A 21463-nucleotide genomic window follows, 5' to 3' on the forward strand; every position below is an offset into this window, starting at 1 on the left:
TCACTCGACAAGCCGTTAGTTATTCACTTGGGAGACCCAAAACAGGGCAGTTTATATTGAATATGTTATTTATTGTAGGAAGATTTTTAGTAAGCCTTTATTCAATGTACGCACGTACATTATATTATATACATGAAAATGAACGGTGAAAACGATCGTTTAGATTAGTCTTTTGCAAAGGTACGCGTTTCTTTGACACTTGCAACCCTTCCTTGCTATTTTTTTTGCCCCTTATCGGCTTTCTTATCAATAGAATAGCCTATCCTTTACGAAACAACCGATTCGGCAGACGAACCTCTCTTTTTCCTCCTTTAAAAACGCAAGATCTAAACGATCGTTTAAACTAGTCGTTTCGGTATAGACGAAGGATGATTAAGGATTTGATAGATATTCAATTAACACTATTATTAATATTTAAATTTTCGATTTATGAACAGAAAGATTTCTACATTGTTTACGGCGGGTCTGCTGATGGCGGGTTCGTTGTGCGGTAGTGCTTGGGCGCAAAGTTCTATTCAGCAATTGGCTGGCTTTGTGAATGGACAGGGGACGTTTACCGCAACGCCTGCTACGGAATTGAAGGCTGGACACCAGTATGTATTTGTTAATGATCAGACGAATAATGAGGCTTATGGTCATGAGCTATCGGGTAGCACCATTACAGAGTCTACGATAGGATTATCTACGCCTCTTGCTGATAATGATGATGTTAAACAGTATGTTTGGACTGTTGGCATAACTGAATCTCCGAAAGGCTTCTTCTCTTACAATTTTACGAATGTTGAGACAGGAAAGCTTTTAAGGGTTAATGTCGGCTTTACGGCTATAGAGAAAAACACGAAAGTAGAGGATAAGAATACGAATAAGGATTTCGTATTTGATGGATCTTCTGTTTCTGCTCTTACGGGAGGTGCATATTCTGGCACGAATAACAATTTGTATATTTATTCATCTTCTACTCCTCTCAACGGCTTGAATTGGGGTAGTAATGTGTCAACAGTATCTACGACGATTGCGGCTCCGATCTTTTACGAGGTTAAGTCTGAGTTGTTGACGAATTCAGAGGAATTGAACGCATTGTACAATACATCTGGTTTCTCTTTCGTTTCTAAACGTCTTAAAGATCAAGGTGAAGAACCTATCGGTAACTTGTTTAACGACAAAATGGTGGTAGCTCGTTATTTGGCTCGCCCAATTACGATTGATGCTACACAATACCCGGGGTATTCAGGATCTTCTTCAGACTTGCAGATTCCTGCCGGTATGTACTTCTTTACGAAAAATGCTCCAGCTTTAGATAATAGTGACCAAGTGGTTAGGGACTATAATGCGTGGTTGAACGCTACGGTTTTGGTTGCAAGCTCTACAGAGACAATGGAGGGAACGAACGCCGGACGTGCGAATGGTGATGGTTTCTCTTTGGTAGAGAAGGAAATTGGTGACTTGAACCTGTATGTAGGAACAGGTGCGGCTTGGAAGACACAAGGTGACGAGATTTCTATCCATAACGCTTGTTTCCGTGTTCAAAAGAGTTACGTGGAATCTTATCCGTATGAGTTGAATCTGGATCGTTTCCGTTTCAGAATACAAGGTAGCAAGGCCGATCATAAGGATGCTCAAATCAAGTTGGAGATTTTGCAGCATAATGATAATTTCTACTTGACTACGATCTCTAACACTTCAGACAAGACGGATAAGTTCATCTTTAAGTTGGGCGTTGCCGGTACGAAGAAAGGTATCGAGTTGTTGAACAAGGAGGCTAAGGCAGCTGTTTATACGATCCGTGTATTGAGCGGTAAGCAAGGGGATGTGAAGAGCGTATATGGAAAATATTTGACTTCTGCGGTTGATAATGGTAGTTTTGAGCTTGTCGCAAAAGCGAAGGTGTTGTCACAGACAGAGACTCCGGCTTATCAATGGATGATTACAAGCGTGGATGATACTTATAAGATCACTTTCACGAATCGTGAGACAGGTGATCATTTCCTTACGACATTGTTCCCTAAAACAGATTTGGGTGAGAATGTATATGAGACAGCTGTTCCTTCAACTCGGGATATCACTCCTATCTATGTTGATGAGAATACCTACCGTGAGACTGCTTCGACTCAGACCGTAGAGTTTAAGCGTCTGTTAGTGGAGTTGACGAAAGTAGAAGAAGTTGATCCATACGCAGGTTTCTTGAACGTAGATGACCAGACTTTGGTAACAATGGCTTTCGCTCGCGACAACAACGTGACTTCCAATAAATGGTATACCGCTGTTACAAAAGACAATAATAGTAATGTCTACAAATTGAATGCTGATGGTAAGTTCGCCAACAGCGTATCCGATGCCGCTCAATGGCAATTGATCAAAGACGAGGCTCCGAAGACGATCATCGAGAGTAGCTTCGTTTACAATAGAGGTAACCACGTGACCGTACAGGCTAAGGGCGATAAAGGCTATGCTTATGCTTATCAATTGCGCTATATCAATGATGGTATAGAGACTAATGCCTATTTCCCGCAAGGTACAGGTACTAGTACCCATGTTAACGGTGCAGACGTTATGGCTGCGGCAGATGCGGCTAAGTTCGTTATTAAACAAGCTGCTGATGGCTCTGTTTATTTGATTCCTGTATCAAGTACGAATGCGAATGTTACAACTGTATTTGGCAAGACTACGAAATCAGTAGTAGCTGTTAAGTATAACAATGACGAGTATGTGTATACAACTCCATCCGTAGTTTATGCATTGCCGGGTAATAATCAAGACATGACATTAAAGACTTACTTGATCGAGGAAGCTCCGGAAATCAGCTATCCCGCTAAGAATGGCCATATCTCATTGGTAAGCGAGTTAGGCAACTATATCTCCTTGAACGAGAACCAAGAGGGTATCGTAGTGAATAATGAGCAATACTCATTCTATTTGCGCGTAACCGATACGAAAGCGATCGTTCCTTCTTTCTATATCTCTAAGGGTACGGAAGATCCTAATAGAAGCTTGTTCTTGTTCAATCCGAAGGATTCTGTGGACTATTATGTAGCGGACGGCATGTACGACAAGAAATATGAATGGGCTGAAAAAGCTACTAAGGCTATCTTCAAGTCTGCTTCTATCGAGGCAAACAACGATACGATCTCTACGGTAGTAAAGGGTAAGGAAGTGAAAGTTGCTAAAAATGCTGACGACGAAGGCGTATTAGGCGGCTTGGATAACTTCAAGGTTCAGATTATCCAATGCGCTGACGATGAGGGTATGTATGTGATCCGTTCCGTTAAGGAGAAAGGTCGTTACTTATATGGCCTCAACGACAAATTGGCTTGGGGTACTGATAAGAATAGCGCCATGAAGTTCACGATCACTGCTGGTGATCCTACTTCCAACGAGTCTGTAGCTGATGGCGCTGCCGGTGTTAAGGTAATAGGTGGCAATGGTATCGTAGAGATCCAAGGCGCAGCCGGTAAGAAGGTGGTTATCTCTAATATCTTAGGTAAGGTAGTAGCCGAGACTATTCTTGCTTCCGACAACGCTACGATCGCTGTTCCTGCTGGAATCATCGCAGTAGCCGTAGAAGGCGAGAACGCTGTTAAGACAATAGTTAAATAAAAATATAATGACGATATTAAGTTCCCGTGAGGGCCTCGGCCCAAGTATCCCGTGAGGGCGAACAAGCGGGAATGGATTAATATTAATACTAAAGTAATAAATTAAAGTTCATCCCTTAGTACTTCCGTGAGGAAGGAAAGCGGGAAAAGAATTAGCCCCGGTCGTTTATTCGATCGGGGCTTACTTTTGGGGAATCCACAGAAGAGAAAAAGACGGACTAATAAAAGACCGGCAACAAAGGTCACTAAAGTTTGCCGGGAGATTACACGAACAAGATTTCCGTATCCGGCAAGACAGCAGAGATATTTTCAATCGGATTGATGGAAATTTTAGCCGCATGTAACCATGCCAACTTTTGCTTTAATTTTTGCATCCAGACACTCATACGGGCTTTGTGTTCTTTTTCACCAGCAATGTCTAGTTCTATACAGGCAATAATGACTATCTTTTTCTGATTATCAAGTAGCAACTGATTAATCCGGGTAAAAAAATCCTCATCATTGGTCGAAAAACGAGCAGAATTAGTTACCGTGGCGATTGTGTCCCTAACTTTGACAGCAATCCTGCGCATTAATTCCTCGCCTTTTGCCTGAAGCACTTCCTGAGTCTCTGCATCGTGTGTATGCCCTCTGTAATTCTTTACTTCTACCAAAAACAACTGTCTGTTGTCATGAATACCTAAAAAGTCCACCGCTTTGGTAGGCTGCAAGGCATTGCTTACTTTTTTGTGCGCCAAATGTTCGTCGTACTTGACAACGTTCCATTTGGGAGATTGAAACTTGAAATTTATGCCGCTTTCCTGAAAATTACTCATATTTGCTGATGAATTGTTGTTCCAAGTCGTAAAAGGCTGCATATTCCTCCAGAATCGGATTGCTCTGTATGCCTGCCAAGGTTTCGCTTTCCTCTACAATGATTCCCTTGCCTTCTTTTTTCAGCCCAAAGAATTTGACAGATACACCGGTGTGTTCTTTATACTCGGAATAAAGAGAAAGCGTATGTGTAAGCAAATAATCGTGTGTAGCGATGAAAATCTGCAAACCACATTCCTGAAGCACAAGGATGAACTTCGACACCACTTTGATAAGAGCCGGGTTCAAATTGGCTTCCGGCTCATCCCAGAACAGAATGGTGTTCGCATTAATTTCCCCATTCAGTATGAGGTATAAGATAGAGGCCAACTTGCGAAGACCTTCTGCCACCAAATGCGCTTCCATATTACCACTTTCCGTCTGTATATAGAAACGTCCGTTCATCTGCAGCACCTTGAACTGCAATTCCCGTTCCAACAACTCAACAGCCGGTCTCAACGGATTATCTTCAGACTCACGCAATACGGGGAGAGCCAATGCGTGTGCTAGATTGATGTAGGTCTGGTCGAATGAAATCTCACGCTTACTGCTCAAACCGATAAAACCCTCGAACAAAGAGAACATTTCACGAGGAGGGATGTAGATGAAATGACGGTCGTTCCACTTCTCGTCCGTTTCCAATTTCACAGTCGTCTTGGCTGCAGAGGAAAAGCTATATTGCAATACCTTGCTATCTATCGTAACCGCAATGTTCGCCCTACCGGAAGGTAGTCCTTTGCTGACCAAATTGCCGATGATGTCCGGCTTGAAATAATAGATCATATCTTCCGCCAAGATATACTCAAACTGCTCTTTGGAAGCAGAGTTCTTGCCGAGGAAGTCGTGACGTGCCTGCAAGGTGGCAGCCAAGCATTTAAGCACGTGTGTCTTGCCGGTACCATTCTTGCCGATGAGGACATTTACTCCTTCGGTGAAATCGAAACGATTGTTTGCAAAGCCCGTGAAATTAGTCAGTAATATGCTGTTAATCATTGAATATACCTCATTTTTAACTAAGTGTTCACAAAAGTAACTTAAAATTGGAAAGTAACAAAGTTGGATTCAAAAAAGTTACAGTTACCCAATGATGTATTCTATCCTCGGTAAACAAGATATAAGGACCACTACGTTTATCTCGTTGGCAAAGTAAGTTAACTTACTTGGGCATTTTAATTAGCTTACTTTGCCAACGAAGCTAGCTTACTTTGAAAGTAGGGTAATTCGGTATTAATGATTCGTCCCCTCGAATAAATCCTTTGAATTGTTGGATAAGCCATTCTTTAGCTTGAACTGGTTGAACGTATAGCTAAGGGTCAAGCCTATCAACGGGTAATCGGGCCGGATTCGTGTTTTGGAAATCAAGTTCGAGGAAGTGATCGTATTGACATAACGGGCCGTATTGAAGACATCCCGGAAAGAGAGGGTGGCCGTCAACTTCCGTTTGAAGAATTGTTGCCGTATCGCTAGGTTGACAAACCAGAACGACTGGGTTCTTCCTTGGGTGGTTACGGAAGGGCCTACGAAATTGCCGTCAAGCTGTATCCTTGTGTATTTCCCGGTCGTGAAAGCGTTGTTCCATGCGATCTCGTAATTGGTACTGGTCTCATTCTTCCCGTCCGTCTTATACTCGTTCTCTACCCGGTAGTGATAAAGGCTACCGTTTATTTGCGTATTCCACCAACTGGTGGCCTGCAAACTGCCCGATAGTTCTATTCCGGTGGAATAATCATGTCCCACGTTCGCCATGGAATCCAAGGTAACCCCGGCTTGGTAAGGAACCCGTAATCGTTCGATCTTGTCTTTGCGGGTTCGGTGGAATAGGGAGGCAGACAAGGCATTGTCGCCGGAAGTCAAGGAATAATTCAACTCGAAAGAATGAATGTACTCTGGGCGTATATCCGGGTTACCGATCTCGGCTGTATAGTAATCCTTGTAAGTGATGTATGGCTCCATGAAATAAAGCTCTGGTCGGGTCGTACGACGGCTGTAAGCGAATAGAAGCTTCTGATTTTGTGTGAGGTTATAACCGATATGGGCGGATGGGAACAACTCAAAACGCCTTTGTAGGCGGTTCGCCCAATCTTTGGAGCTACGTAATACTTGATGCGTATGTTCTCCCCGTAATCCTACTTGAAAATCAAAAGACCGGTAGCTATCCCCAACGATCGCATAAAGGGAGTTGATCCCTTGTTGGAAATAGAACGTGTTGTAAATATCGTCACGCCAGAAGAACTCTTTGGTATCCGGGTTCCAAAACTGCATACTATAATCGCCGTCTTCCGAGTATGAGAAATATTGATAACCCGCCTTGATTTGTCCGGTTTTGCTGTATGGAAATACATAATCGGCTTTCGCACGGACGGTCCAACGATGTTCGGCCTCCCACGCACGATGACCTTGCTGGCGTACGTTGTTTTTGTCGAACAGATCGCTTTGGAAATATTCCAGAGCGTCGCCTCCATATTTCAAGAAGAAGCTACCGCTAAGGTTATGCCCCTTATCATTGAACTTATGATCCACGGCCAGATTCCCTAGTCCGAAAGTCTCATGGATATCAAAGTCGTCAAGGCTCTTGAACTCTCCGTTCTCGAATTGCTCGCCATTAGCGGAACGTTCTTCCGTATATTCCAGATCTCCTTTTCGCTTGAGTCCGGCATATCCGCCTTCCGCGTTAATAGAAAAAGTCGTTTGTTTTTGCGTATAACTCCAACCTCCGTTGAGAATATATGCGTAGCCGTTACTTTCACGGGGGCCATTGGAATAAGAAGTCGTTGTCGTATCGTTTACCAACGTCGTTTTCTCTTGGGTAAAATGACTTTTACGAAGTCGGTTTCCCACATAACCGCCTATACGCCATTGAGACGCCTTGTTTTGTCCGGTCAACAAGAAATCCAAGGTCCGGCTCCATACCGTATTCCCGCTTAGGTTGATTACTCCGCTCAGCCCTTCCCCGAAGTTCTTCTTGGTAATGACATTGATGATCCCGACATCACCCCCAGTATCATGTTGGGCGGACGGGATGGTGATGATCTCTATATTCTGGATTTGTCCGGACGGGATCTGTTCCAAGGCTTGGGTCCCGGTAAATATACTGGGCTTTCCATCTACGTAGACCGTGAATCCGCTACTTCCCCGGAAGGTAACCTCTCCCTCGGCGTTCACCCGGATGGAAGGCGTGTTCTCTAGGATATCGACAGCGGTTCCTCCCGAGGAAAGCAGGTTGGAAGAAGCCTCGATGATCTTTTTATCCAGTTTATAGATGACTTGTTTCTTGTTGGCTACGACCTCCACTTCCTGTAAGCCTACCTCAAGCATTTGCATCGGGATAATACCCAGATCTTTGATTTGCTCTGTAAGGATAAACTCCTCTCCCATATAAACATCATATCCCAGAAAATGGATACGGATCGAATACGTTCCCGGTTTTACGGGCTGGATTAGAAAAGAACCGTTCGCTTCAGTCATAGCTTCTTCGACGATATGATCTCCATCATATAATACAACGTGAGCGTAGTCTAATGCCTTACGGGTGGTTTGATCGATTACGATTCCTTTAATACCCGGATTCGCATGGATAGATAGTAGTGCGCTAAGGAATACTAGCGATAGAAAAAGTTTTCTCATATTTTACATTCGTTTTAGAATTGATACCGCAAAGCTAGGGAAATAGGGAGGGAGCGGGCCGGACATATGTTTCATAATACCGTACAAATCGTTCAATCTTTCTGTTTTCTGTGATTTTCACCCACTTAATCTTTATATTTGGGGCATTAATCGGATGAATGGATGAGAATATACCTTTTACTGCTGTTTGTACTTATGGTAACGAGAACGCAAGCTACCAACGTTATTTTTGACCGGATAACAATGGATAGCGGGCTTTCTTCTTCCTCGGTGACCTCTATTTTGAAGGATCGTACCGGGTATGTCTGGGTCGGGACGACTGAAGGCTTGAACCGCTACGATGGATATACGTTTAAAGTATTCTTGCCCGTACCGGATTGTCCGGAAAGTATACAAAGCAGTTCTATCGATAAATTATTCGAGGATTCAGATGGAGGTATCTGGATCTTTTTTTCCTCGGGTGGGATTAGCCGTTATGACAGAGGTTCGGATACATTTTTGAATTTCACGAAAGAATGGCTTCGACAACAGTTACGTGTGTATGGTAGTCCTACTTGTTTCTCGGCCTCCGTTCCGGGACATATCTTTATAGGTACGGAGAACGGGATGTTGGAGTATGATGCTAAAGAGAAGAAATTGGTACGCCTTTCGCCGGCGGGTTCGGTAGTCTCGTCGTCTCCTGTGAATTGTTTGTATTCGGCGCCGGATCATTCGTTTTGGGTAGGGACTTTAGCTGGTTTTAGTTTGTATGACAAAGAAACAAACCACTTTCAAGATTATACGATACGGACAAATGACCGGGAGGATATCAATGCCGGCAATTTGAATGGCGTTAACGCGATCTATATCGACCGGTTTGATTATATGTGGTTAGGTACGGGACGTGAAGGGGCTTTTCGTTCGCTTGATATGGGAGAGCGAGAGATCTTCCAATCTGTCGGTCGTGAGGATACTCGGGTATATCAATTCTTGGAGACCGGTGATGGTGATTTCTGGATCGGACATAATAAGGGGGTAAGCTTGATTAGCCGGATGAACCGGCTTGCCTTGCGATGTGAGCATTTCTTTGACCGGCCGGAGGATCTGGAACCTACGGGAGAATGCCAAGTGCGATCCATCTTCGAGAGTAAGGACGGAACGGTCTGGTTTGATGATAGCCGTTTCAATCAAGGTCTTTTTTATTATTCTCCGAAGGAGAGGAAAATGGGACAGTTGAGGAACGTGCCGGAAGACGCACATTCTATCAGCAGTAACCAGATTACCTGTTTGTTTCTGGATGACTCGGATCATCTGTGGGCGGGGCATTCCACGTATGGGGTGAGCCATGCGGATTTAACACCTTCCTTGTTTCGATATACCTTGGGATACACGGAAAAAGAGAATCTGTCTTCTCTTCATATCCTAGCCGTTTATGAGGATTCGGACCTGAATCTTTGGGTTGCGACCTCTAGGGGATTAGATCGGATTAACCATAAGACTTCCCGGGTAGATATGCGTTTTACCTTCTCACCCCGAAAAAGTCCGTCCTCTTTATCCGGAAAGATTATAGGTTCTATCCGTGAGGATTCGGAGCGGAACCTATGGATCAGTTATCAAGACGCCAACCCGGACCGGTTGAATCTGGATGATTTCCGAATCCGCCCTTTTATACCGGATTACCAAGTCTCTTATGATTATCCGATCAACTCGTTGTCGGAGTTATGTAACTTATGCGTGAGCGAAGAATCTTGGTTTTGGGGAGGAGCGGATGAGGGGCGGCTTCGGGTGTGGGATACGAAGACGAGAGCACTTATCACGTATCGATATATACCGGGTGAGATGAATCCCCTTGCGTCGAATCATATTCATTGTCTGTTTGTGGACTCTTCCGGTTATTTGTGGATCGGTACGAATGCGGGGTTGGATCAATACGACAAGCGAACCGGGCGATTTGATCATTTCACGGTACAGGATGGCTTATCGGGAAATATCGTACGAGGAATCCGTGAAGGTGAGCCGGGCATCCTGTTTGTCAGCACGAATAAAGGGCTGAGTCGCTTGGATATACAAAACCGGCATATCGTTAATTATACGACGGCAAACGGTTTATTATCGAATGAGTTTATGGGTGGCGCTTGCTGTAAGCGCAAATCGGGTGAACTTGTATTTGGCAGTAATGAGGGGATCGTTTCTTTTGATCCCGTTCAGTTAACGGACGGTTTGAGAAAAATACCTGAGTCTTTGCGAATCACGAACCTCACGATCGGAGACTCACGTGAGAAGCAAGGTTTACAGGTGGGTTTTATCGCGTTCGATTATTCTCATCCCCGTAGTATCCGATACCGGTATCGTCTGGATGGATATGATACGGATTGGCGGGAGGTGGACGCCAGCGATCGTACGGCTATATATAATCGCCTACCACCGGGAAACTATGTGTTTCGGGTGGAAACTTCCGGCAATGGTTCCTATTGGAGCGCTCCCATTACCGAACCTGTCAGGATCTTTCCTCCTTGGTGGCGGACGTGGTGGTTTATTTTGCTGGTATTCGTGGTTGTATGCGTACTGTTGTATATCGCCTATAAGAGCCGGGTGCGCTGGTATCAGCTTCGCCAAGCCGAGTTGGAGCGTAAGATACAAGAACGTACACGGCTGTTGAAACAGGCCAAGCAAGAACTGGAGGAAAAAGATGCGTTGAAAACTCGTTTCTTTATGAATGTCTCTCATGAGCTTCGTACCCCTCTGACGATAATCAAGGGATTGACGGAGGATCTGGAACGGCATTCCGGTTCAGAAGAATCTTGTGGAGATAAAGAAACTTTGCGTACGATCTCCCGGAATACCAATCGCTTGATTCGGCATGTCAATGAATTACTGGATTTATCGGTATTGACCCGGGGAGTTCCTTCCCCGCATATTGTTTGTGCGGATCTCAGTCGATTCTTAAAGGAGATTTCGGAAACCTTTATTCCTTTGGCCGATTCCTATAAAATTGCGTTTACGTATTCGATTGCCCCGGATATCTCAATCGCTTATTTTGACAAGAATATCCTAGAGCAGGTTCTATATAATTTACTGTCGAACGCATTTAAGTATACGCCGGATGGTGGTTCGGTAAGCTTTTCCGCTTTATTGGAGCAAAGCTCATCCGATGCGGTCATGACTTTACGAATTACGGATAGTGGAATCGGCATTCCCCCCGAATCGTTACCGTATATTTTTGATCAATATTATAAGGGGGAATCGATAGCGTTTCGCCGCTCGGAGAGTTCGGGGATCGGCCTTGCGTACACAAAAGAGCTATTGGAGTTACATAAGGCAACCATTCAATGTGAGAGTGAATTGGGGAAAGGTTCTGTTTTTACGGTTGCCTTGCCTATATCGGAAGAGGCTTATCCTGAGGAGTGGTTGGAGTATTCGGAACCTAAAATGGAAGAGGCATCTTTGCGGGAATCAGTTCCATTGGAAGGAACAAACCCGGTCCCGGAGAATCTACGACAAACGCTTTTGTTTGTAGAGGATAATGAGGATCTATGTCGTTATTTGATGAATGCTTTTCAAACGGATTACCGGGTCGTGATAGCGAAAAACGGAAAGGTCGGCTTGGAGAAAGCCATGGAGATCCTACCGGACGTGATTGTCTCGGATGTAATGATGCCGGTCATGAATGGGATTGAATGTTGCGAGGCTTTGAAAACGGATGAACGGACGGCCCATATACCGGTTATCCTATTGACTGCTTTAGCGGAAGAACGTCAACAATTGGAAGGGTATGGAGCCGGAGCGGATGATTATCTGCCTAAACCGTTCAGTCTTGCTGTCTTAAAAGCGAAGATCAAGAATCTGCTCAAACGTAGTGAGCAACTAAAGTTATATTTCAGGGATCGGTTCGACTTGCGTACTCCGGAGCAAACCATCGCCGATCTGGATAAGGAATTTGTTTCGAAAGTGACAAGGGTCGTTCTGGCCCATTTGCAGGACCCGGAGTTTGATGTAGAGCTTTTCTGTTCCGAGATGGCGATGAGCCGTGCCAGCTTATTTCGGAAATTAAAGTCTACTACTGGTTGCTCCGCTTCCTCATTCACCCGTAATATACGTATAAAGCGTGCCGCCGAGTTATTGGGGCAGCACGCTTATTCGATCGGGGAGGTAGCTGCTCAGGTCGGCTTCTCCGATCCGAACTATTTTACCCGTTGCTTTAAAGAAATTTACGGGATCACTCCGAGTGAGTTTATTCAGACTTCACCGAGTTCACAGGATTCTCATTCGCCGCTTGCCAGTTCCGGAAAGTAACGGTACCGATCGTAACCGAGAGAATGATTAGGAAAGCTACGATGAAGACCCAAAGATGGAGTGGTGTTTTATAAGCGAAATTCTCTAGCCACTGTTGTGTTCCCATCCATGCTATTGGGATCGAGATGATGAAGCAAACGGAGACGATCCGGATATAAGTCTTGTTGAACATCAAAAGAATCTGTCCGGTAGTCGCTCCGTTGATCTTGCGGATACCGATCTCTTTCCGGCGGTATTGCGTCTCAAATAGCACGAGTCCGAATACACCTACGATAGAGATCAAGATCGCCATTATTCCGAATAGGGAGATTAGTTTACCCAGTGTTTGTTCTTTCTGATATAAATTGTTTAAGATGGTGTTGTAGAAAGAGATCTCGAAAGGGAAAGTCGGATCGATCTCTTTCAATGTTTCCCGGACGTGGGCGACAGCTTCCTGTAAATTCGTTTTCGAATTGAAGCGGATATAGGATACCAATTTAGGATTGGGTATATCGTTATTCAATGCGAATACGAAAGGCGAGCTTGCGATCCGGCAAGAGTTAAACCGAAAATCCTTGCTGACTCCTAGAACCGTACGATCATTGAAACGATCTCCGGGATGTAAGTGGAAATCCCGCTCTGCCGCCGGATTGATGATATAATCACTTTGTGCCTTGTTTAAATCCTCCCGTGTAAAATCCCTTCCTTCCTCTACTTGGATATCCATGACGGAAAGGAAATTCTCGGAGGCATAGAATACCTTGAAGAATACATCCTTATCTTCATGACGGGCATATTCGAGATCGATCATGTCATCTTCTTTCGATAACTCGTAGACGGAGAAGGCCACATCCTCTATTCCCGGATAATCTTTAAGTTTCTGGATATATTGGGGCTTATGCTTGGCGTAGATCTCCGGTGTCAGGTTCACGATGGCTACTTGGTCTTTATTGAATCCTAGTTGCTCGCTAGAGGTCATGAAATGGTTCTGAAGTCCCATGAATAAGGTGACAATAATCAAGGCGATCGATACCGTGTATTGGAAACCGATCAGGGCGACACGTACTTTTTTCCCTTTGGGACTAAGACCGAAAGAGCCCTTTAGTACCAAGGCCGGCGCATAGGAGGTACTTCGTATAGCTGGATAAAGTCCCGCCAAGCAACCCGTCAAGATAGCGATCAGTGCTGTGAGAAGGATCAGGCCTTTGTATTGACTAAGACGTATATCCGCATCTACCCAATTAGCGATCGGTGTGTAAGACAAATCGTTTACGATGAATAAGGCGAGAATGTAGGATATCAAGCAGATCACGATCGATTCAATCAGTGAGATGGCTCGTAACTTATAGATGGAGCATCCTAATACCCGGTGCGTATTGATCGTTTTCAATCGTAGGGGAATCAACGAGGTTGTGAGATTGGTAAAATTGATTCCGGCGATGAATAAGATGAGGAAAGCGATACCCAGTAACACATAATTTGTCTCCCGGTGACCTTTCGGATTAAAGTCGAAAGTTGTATCATGCGTGTAATAAACATCCTTTAAGGGGGTTAGACGTAATGCGATCTCTTGCGCTGAACCCATTTGGCTTTTAGCGAAATCGAAAGTCTTGTTGAAATGATCCAATACCTCCTCTTTATTTAGGGGATCGTCTAGCGTGACGTATATTTCGTTGGCATACATTTGCCAAGAACTTTTTAATAGATCCAGTTGGTCCATCGGGACGTAAATACGGTTTTGTACTGTAGTATTTCCCGGGAAATCCTTATAGACACCCCCAATAGTAAGTATCGTGGTACTTACAGGTTGCCAGCCACTACTGCCGGACATCCGGATACGTTTACCGATAGCGGATTGTTTGTCGAACAGCCTTTTGGCGACACTCTCCGGAATGAGTACGGAACCGGGAATGGATAGGCATTCGACGGAACCTTCTTTCATGTGGAAATCAAAGACATCTGAGATATTGGGTAGACAAAGCTGGAAGTTTTCCTTAAATACTTTCGCTTCTCCTTGATCGTCTACCTCGTCGATTTGGCAATACCGTTCTCCTCCGTAGAATGGATAACGGTAGGAGTAATCCGTGATATGAGCGGATGAGTTAACAAAAGCATCGCTAAACATTAGGCAATGGATGGCGTTATGCTCGAATTCTCCGTGATTTGCCTCTAGCCGGAAGGTTCGGCCCGATTTACTGTGCATGGCATCGTAATTCATCTCGTAATCCACCTGCATTACTATCAGGAGGAAAGCGGCGAAAGCGATTGTTAAGCCAAAGAGGTTTAACACGACAGCGGTCTTAAACCGCTTGAATAGATAAAGTAAGTTTCGAATCATTAGTTTCATTGTAACAGGTTTTAAATATATTCATTTTTTAGAAAGGAGGCAAATAATGTGCCATCGATGTAACGTTCTGCTAATCATAAGATAATAGAAAAATGCTTAGAAACGATTGTGTGTGCCTTCGCACGGTGCACGTTCGCTTCCGCACGTTATTGGATTTTAATTCGTAAGTTCGCGGATGTTTTACATACAGAAAGATAATTCGGGAATATTAGCATGGAAACTTCAAATAAACTCTGTTATTGGTTCCTTTTTTATAAAGACCAACTGTTGCTTCAGAAAGAGAATGATACGTATACCATCCCCTATGGCGAGAATCCCCCAGTTCCGGTTTCTCATACGCTGGAGGTTGATTACCGGGATGGACTTCCCGCACGTACGGCAGAATTAGATACTCCGGTGGAGGGGAATGACCGTTACGTACATATGGGGTTGCGTGCCTCTTGGGATTATATCTCGAGAGCGTGTTACGAGAAGGCGGGTAAGGCTTATCAATTGCTTTATTGGGATAGCCATAGCCGTTTCTGCCCGGTATGTGGTACTCCTACCGTACAGACTACGTCGATCATGAAGCAATGTCCTTCTTGCAAACATGAGATTTATCCGACAATCTCAGCAGCGATGATCGTCTTGATCCGTAAGGAGGATTCGATTCTTTTGGTACATGCCCGTAATTTCCGGGGAACTTTCCATGGATTAGTGGCCGGATTCTTAGAAGTTGGCGAGACCTTGGAAGAGTGTGTGCGCAGGGAGGTCCGTGAGGAAACGGGTTTAGAGGTCGATAATATCACTTATTTCGGAAACCAACCCTGGCCTTATCCGAGTGGCTTGATGGTAGGCTTTGTAGCGGATTATGTAAGTGGGGAAATTAAGTTGCAGGATGAGGAACTAAGTTCTGGTGCCTTCTATACCAAAGATAACTTACCGGAGATCCCCCGTAAGTTGAGCTTGGCCCGTAAGCTAATCGATTGGTGGTTGGATCATCAATGAGGAGTCCTTTTTTGCGGCCTCTGCCTGTTGTCTTTCGAATTTCTTCCTTTTAGAGATGACATCCGGGGTAGGGAGGTTACCGTAGTTTTGCCAAGTTCCGTTGCGTTTTGCGTTGCGTTTATGGACATATGTTTTCCGGCTGGTCATCCTTCCTAGATCGAAGGTAGCTAGTGAGGTACGACCACTGGACGGAGTCCTTTTCAATTCATCTAAGATAGATTGATAGACAGGCAGTATCTTTTTATACGGTGGATTATGTCGCCAGAATACCGATGGCGGTAAATCCTTCAATGCTACTTTTCGGTGTGTCGTATCGTCTTGTTGGATATATTCTGAGAAATCTTTGGTGATAGGGATATTGCTGGGAGCGGCCAGTTGAGGTTTCCCCATCGGTTTTCCTGGTTCCGGGTTGAGGAAAGAACCGCTTTGGATTGCTTTTTGGAATTCAGGGTTCAATTTGATGGAATCTTTGCCTGCTAATACATCCTTTAGCCAGATCGAATCTTGCTCAGTCCATTGCGCATAGCCTAAGTGTATATTTATACAGACGAAAAATCCAATCAATAGTGGTCTCATGAATGCCTGAATTGTTAATTGTGTTCAAAGATAGTCTTCCTTCTTTCTCCTCGTTTTTTCTTTCGCTTAAATAGTCTTACCGTTTACTTAATCTTAACCCTCTTTGCGGACTATTAATTTAACAGTTCATCTGCGCACGATAATCGTTCGATTACGCACGCTTCTTCCATTGATTTAATACCTACCTTTGAGGCATCACAAACTAGTTCAGCGCTTATGAAAAAGGGAAAACTATTAATTATAGATGATAATGAGGACATCCTTTTTGCCCTTAACTTATTACTGGAGCCCTATATGGAACAAATAAGAGTGGCTACGCAACCGGAGCGCATCGATCATTTCATGCGGACTTTTATCCCGGATATTATCTTGTTGGATATGAATTTCAAACGGGATGCTATTAGTGGTCAGGAGGGTTTCTATTGGCTGGAGAAGATAAAGAAGATAGACCCGGACGTGGTGGTTCTTTTTATGACTGCCTATTCGGATACGGATAAGGCCGTGCGGGCGATTAAGGCGGGAGCTACCGACTTTATCCCGAAACCTTGGGAAAAGGAGAAATTACTCGCTACACTCTCTTCGGCATTGGAACTTCGGGAGAGTAGGGCGGAAGTGCGAAATTTAAAGAAACAAGTTGAGATTCTTAGTTCACCCGAGGATGCTGGCTTCGAGATCATCGGTGAAAGCGAACCGATGCAGGCTATTTTCGCTACGGTCGATAAATTAAAGAATACGGATGCCAATATATTAATCTTGGGGGAGAATGGAACCGGTAAAGATTTAGTTGCCCGCGCCTTATATCATCAATCTCCGCGTTCGGGGAATCTTTTCGTCGGGATCGATGTGGGCTCTATTCCGGAACAACTTTTCGAGAGTGAATTATTCGGCTATGAGAAAGGGGCTTTTACGGATGCCCGTAAGGAAAAGCCGGGACGAATGGAGGTAGCTTCCGGTGGTACCTTGTTCTTGGATGAGATCGGGAACTTAAGCCTTTCCATGCAAGCGAAACTGTTGACCGCTTTGGAAAAACGACAGATAACCCGCTTGGGAGCAACGCAACCTATACCGATTGATATCCGGTTGATCTGCGCAACGAACGTGAATATCCATCATCTTGTGGCAGAAGGTACTTTCCGGCAAGATCTTTTATATCGTATTAATACGATCGAGTTACATATTCCTCCCTTGAGGGAACGAGGAAATGACGTGATCTTATTGGCTGAACATTTCTTGTCGAAGTATGCCCATAAATATAAGAAAGACTTGAAGGGCATTAACAGGGATGGGAAGAATAAGCTACATAATTATGCTTGGCCCGGTAATGTACGTGAACTGCAACATGCGATTGAACGGGCGGTTATCTTGTCTGAAAGTAATTGGCTAAGGCCGGAAGACTTTATTCTGCGTTCTGTCCCGCTTAGGGATAAGGAACCATCCGATGAGTTAAATTTGACGGTATTGGAGAAAGAAGCGATCGAACGTGCCTTACGTCGTGCCGAGGGGAATATCACTCGTGCCGCCGAGCTTCTAGGGATTACCCGCTTTACCTTGTATCGTAAATTGGAGAAATTTGGCTTATGATACGTTACTTGTTGTTCGCTCGTATTTTGGGGATCGTGGTCTTGTCTTTTACTGCCTCATTCTTAGTGCTGAAAGGGTTTTTGTTTATTCCCGCGCTGTTCGGATTTTGTATTCTTGCGCTTTCGGTTTTCTTATATAAGGATCAGCAAAAGACTGTTAAGCGGATGGAATACCTGATAGAGAGTATTCATTACGGGGATCTGAGCTTGTTTTATCCTTCCGATTCAATGACGGAAGACGAAAAGGCTTTGGCCTCTTCTATGAACGCTGCCTTGGAAGCTTTACGGAGTCGATTGTATAATTCGGTGGTCGCTGAGGCGGAAACCGAGGCATGGCAGAAACTTATCCGGGTATTGACGCATGAGATCATGAACTCGATCGCTCCGGTAATCTCTTTATCGGAGACGGTAGCCGAGCGTGCGACGATAAATGGCATGAATGAGAAAGACTACGCTATTATGGTACAAGCCATGCAAACGATCCACCGAAGAAGTAAGGGGTTATTGGATTTTGTCGAGAATTATCGGAAATTAACCCGTCTGCCTTTACCTACTTTACGAAACTTCTCGGTTTCGGCTCTCTTTGACGATATCCGGCTTCTATTCCCGGAGAAATCCGATATCCTCTTCTTTCATGTAAAGCCGGAAGACTTGAATTTATATGCGGACCGGATCATGGTGGAACAAGTATTAATTAATCTATTGAAAAATGCGATAGAGGCTTGTGAAGAATCCTTATCCCCTCAAATTATAGTGGAGGCTGTCCAAAAAAACGGTATGGTAATTATTTCGGTGATTGATAATGGTAGCGGAATTGTTCCCGAGGCAATCGACAAAATCTTCGTTCCTTTCTTCACGACTAAATCTAAAGGTTCCGGCATCGGATTAAGTCTTTGCCGGCAGATCATGAACCGTCATAGAGGAAGTATTAGTCTCGACTCTCAAGTAGAGAAGGGTTCCTCTTTCGTTTTGCGTTTTCCGATTGTTACCAAACGGATTCTATAAATAAGTATTAATACATGCGATTAGCTTATCCGGCTTGATCGGTTTAGCGATGTAAGAGGAGAATCCGCTTTGTTTTACCCGTCCCTCATCTTCCGCGAAGGCGAAAGCTGTTACGGCGATGATAGGAATGGACTGGTTCTTTTCCCGAATTACCCGTGTAGCCTCATAGCCGTCTACGATCGGCATTTTTAGGTCCATTAGGATTAAGTCCGGTTGATATTTATTGAATAAATCGATCGCTTGTTCCCCGTTCCATGCGTGTATAAGGTTATAATCTTTCAACATGGCTTGGAATAAAGTATAGTTGCTTTCGTTATCTTCCGCTATTAATAGGGTTGCAGATTTGGATGACTGGCTCTTCTGTACATTCTCGGTCTTTGGTTTCTCATGCGGGACTTCCTGCATCTCTAGTATCGAATAGGGCAACGTAAACCAGAATGTAGAACCTTTTCCTTGCTCTGATTCCACCCCTATATCTCCACCCAGACGCTTGATAATCATCTGGCAAATCGATAATCCCAGCCCCGTTCCTTGCACAAAGCTATTTAACTTAACGAAACGGGTGAAAACTTGACCGATCTTATCCTTGGCGATACCGCATCCCGTATCTTTTACATAGAAATACAACTCATCGTCTCTACGGCGGTAGCCAAACAGGATGCTACCTTGAGTTGTGAACTTGATGGCATTGTTGATAAAGTTGGTAATGACTTGGGAGACCCGGTTACGGTCGGTGCGTAAGATACAATTCGGGATCTTCTCGACAAAGCATACCTGCACACCATCTTGCGCCTTCAAACGGGAAGACTGCTCGATATCGGAGAATAGTTGATTGACATCTACGTCTGAATCCACGAATTCTAGCGTACCCGCCTCTATCTTGGCTAGATCGAGAATATCATTGATCAATTGCAATAGCAGGTCGTTGTTGCTATTAATGATATTGATATATTCCTCTTTATCCTCCATATTCTCGGTTACGGCCAATAATCCGGAGAAACCGACGATCGCATTCAATGGCGTTCGAATCTCATGACTCATATTCGCCAAGAATGCGGATTTCAAACGATCGGACTCTTCCGCTTTCTCTTTCGCTTTCCTCAGTTCGTTCTCCGCCTGTTTTTGTTTTGTCACGTCTTCTTTCTTGAAAATAACCCCGATAAGGTTGTTGTGCTCGTCTAATACAGGGTTCGCCAAAATATGAAGATACTTTCCATCGCCGAACTCATTCGTGATATCGACCTGCTTTTTGGTTTCCATGGCCTTTGCGACCGTGCAACGGGTACAATAAGGCTTTACTCCGTTCTTGACCAAGAAGCAATTAGCCGGACCGAATTCAGGGATACAGTCATGGAACTCTACCTCGTTTCTCCATTTTACGGTATAATCCGGCTTGATGAAATAGATAGAAGCTTGGATATTATTCATGATTAGTATATTATCTTTCTGTAGATCCAATAACTTATCTTTCAGCTTATTGGTCCGGATAAAGAAGATTAATATCATAATCAGGAAAATAAACAATACGGTGATTACGCTTAGCAATATCTCGAACCTGTATTTGGAGAATAGGCTCGGGTCCTCGTTGATAATAGTAGCGTCGTGGGGCAATGACAGTTTGCTGATATCAAAAGCCTTGATCTTTGAAGCGTCGAACACATATCCATTGGGGATGATTTGGGGATGGATATCTTTAGGGGCGATTTTCTTCTCCAATATACTTAAAGCCTCTTTCGCCAAATCGGAACCTATAGGCCTGTATTTGGGACTGAAACCTCCGATGGCCCAGTGCCCTATGCCGACGGATGCCAATGTGAATGTTGGGATTCTGGGATTGGCGGTCATCATGGTATACGTGGCATTTCCAACATAATACCCGTCGTTCACGTCTACACGCCATGTACCGATCAATATCACGGTCTGATCCGGCAGGTTCTTGATTTGCTCAACGATGGTGTAGATATTATTCTTTCTTCCATCCAGTAATATCAAGTTCAGATCCTTGATATTTTCCATTTCCTTTTTTACCAAGGTCTGCATAGCTAAACCACCGTAGGTATTATCGGTGATTAATGCTATATTTTGAGTTTTGGGATATAGCTTACGTATTAACCGGATATTTTCTTTTACGTCATAAGAATACAAGAACCCGCCAAGGTGTAAACCTTTATCTACGTACTCTTGGATATCGATGTATTTCGGCTCCCATTCGGCGACATTTAAATCCGAGTCGGGTAATAAGATCGCATTCTTACTGATCATACCGCATAAAACCGGTATATCAGGCTTGTATTCTTGGGAGATATAAGAAGCCCATGCCTCTTGACCTAAGATAATGATAAGCTGAGGGGTATTATTTTCCTTATATTTATCCAATATACCTCTCATCTTACCGTCCCATAAGGGGGCTTCCGGGAGGCTCTTACAGTTCATGTTCTCGATAACCACCGGCGAGATACCACCTCCCCGCTTATATTCCTCCATAAACTCGGAAATATTGGCGGTCGTATTACGTGTATCGGGATTGTAGGAGCTAATGATTAAAATAGGGCCTGCATTATCTGTAGCGTATAAGTGGAAAGAAAAGACCAGACTTAACACGATAAAGAGTACGAATCGTATGTAGTTTTTTAATAATGTCATTCTTT

11 protein-coding genes are annotated in these 21463 nt (G+C 44.1%); 5 read left to right on the top strand and 6 right to left on the bottom strand.

The genetic code is table 11. The features are described 5' to 3' along the window. The first annotated feature begins 429 nt into the window (after window positions 1-429). On the top strand, window positions 430-3594 hold the full coding sequence (locus NBH07_RS15835; protein ID WP_009016878.1) for a DUF6383 domain-containing protein: 3165 nt from the start codon (window positions 430-432) through the stop codon (window positions 3592-3594). 262 nt (window positions 3595-3856) lie between these two features. Here NBH07_RS15835 and NBH07_RS15840 read toward each other — a convergent pair whose 3' ends face one another. The 3 genes from NBH07_RS15840 to NBH07_RS15850 all read right to left on the bottom strand — a co-directional run bounded on the left by NBH07_RS15840 (window position 3857) and on the right by NBH07_RS15850 (window position 8069). After that, window positions 3857-4408, bottom strand: coding sequence for a hypothetical protein (locus tag NBH07_RS15840; protein ID WP_005867515.1), 552 nt, complete (start codon window positions 4406-4408; stop codon window positions 3857-3859). Next, on the bottom strand, window positions 4401-5438 hold the full coding sequence (locus tag NBH07_RS15845; protein WP_005867516.1) for an AAA family ATPase: 1038 nt from the start codon (window positions 5436-5438) through the stop codon (window positions 4401-4403). Before NBH07_RS15845 ends, NBH07_RS15840 begins: the two co-directional genes overlap by 8 nt. 234 nt (window positions 5439-5672) lie before the next feature. Then, on the bottom strand, window positions 5673-8069 hold the full coding sequence (locus tag NBH07_RS15850) for a TonB-dependent receptor (RefSeq protein WP_009016879.1): 2397 nt from the start codon (window positions 8067-8069) through the stop codon (window positions 5673-5675). 162 nt (window positions 8070-8231) lie between these two features. Between NBH07_RS15850 and NBH07_RS15855 the strand changes: the two genes are divergently transcribed. Beyond that, window positions 8232-12341, top strand: a complete 4110-nt coding sequence (locus NBH07_RS15855) for a hybrid sensor histidine kinase/response regulator transcription factor (RefSeq protein ID WP_009016880.1) — start codon at window positions 8232-8234, stop codon at window positions 12339-12341. Here the strand turns inward: NBH07_RS15855 and NBH07_RS15860 are convergent. Next, window positions 12280-14667: an ABC transporter permease gene (locus tag NBH07_RS15860; protein WP_057316316.1), complete on the bottom strand. Its 2388-nt coding sequence runs from the start codon at window positions 14665-14667 to the stop codon at window positions 12280-12282. The genes NBH07_RS15855 and NBH07_RS15860 overlap by 62 nt on opposite strands. A 213-nt stretch (window positions 14668-14880) precedes the next feature. Here NBH07_RS15860 and nudC point away from each other — a divergent pair, with 213 nt between their 5' ends. Beyond that, a complete protein-coding gene (nudC, locus tag NBH07_RS15865; protein WP_036631963.1) occupies window positions 14881-15654 on the top strand; it encodes an NAD(+) diphosphatase in 774 nt (257 codons plus the stop codon). On the opposite strand, the gene NBH07_RS15870 is transcribed toward nudC, so the two are convergent. Next, window positions 15625-16230 (bottom strand): DUF4858 domain-containing protein, encoded by a 606-nt coding sequence (locus NBH07_RS15870; RefSeq protein ID WP_008772812.1) that lies wholly within the window; start codon window positions 16228-16230, stop codon window positions 15625-15627. The two genes, nudC and NBH07_RS15870, sit on opposite strands and share 30 nt — an antisense overlap. A gap of 216 nt (window positions 16231-16446) precedes the next feature. Here NBH07_RS15870 and NBH07_RS15875 point away from each other — a divergent pair, with 216 nt between their 5' ends. Both NBH07_RS15875 and NBH07_RS15880 read left to right on the top strand, forming a co-directional pair. Further along, entirely contained in the window at window positions 16447-17811 is a 1365-nt protein-coding gene (locus NBH07_RS15875) for a sigma-54-dependent transcriptional regulator (protein ID WP_009016883.1), read from the top strand. Beyond that, on the top strand, window positions 17808-18815 hold the full coding sequence (locus NBH07_RS15880) for a sensor histidine kinase (RefSeq protein WP_009016884.1): 1008 nt from the start codon (window positions 17808-17810) through the stop codon (window positions 18813-18815). The genes NBH07_RS15875 and NBH07_RS15880 overlap by 4 nt, the downstream gene beginning before the upstream one ends. Here the strand turns inward: NBH07_RS15880 and NBH07_RS15885 are convergent. Further along, complete coding sequence (locus NBH07_RS15885) at window positions 18810-21458, bottom strand: ATP-binding protein (RefSeq protein WP_250833557.1); 2649 nt, start codon at window positions 21456-21458, stop codon at window positions 18810-18812. The two genes, NBH07_RS15880 and NBH07_RS15885, sit on opposite strands and share 6 nt — an antisense overlap. Window positions 21459-21463 lie beyond the last annotated feature (5 nt).

The organism is Parabacteroides sp. B2-S-102 (assembly GCF_023656665.1).
Classification (GTDB): domain Bacteria; phylum Bacteroidota; class Bacteroidia; order Bacteroidales; family Tannerellaceae; genus Parabacteroides; species Parabacteroides distasonis.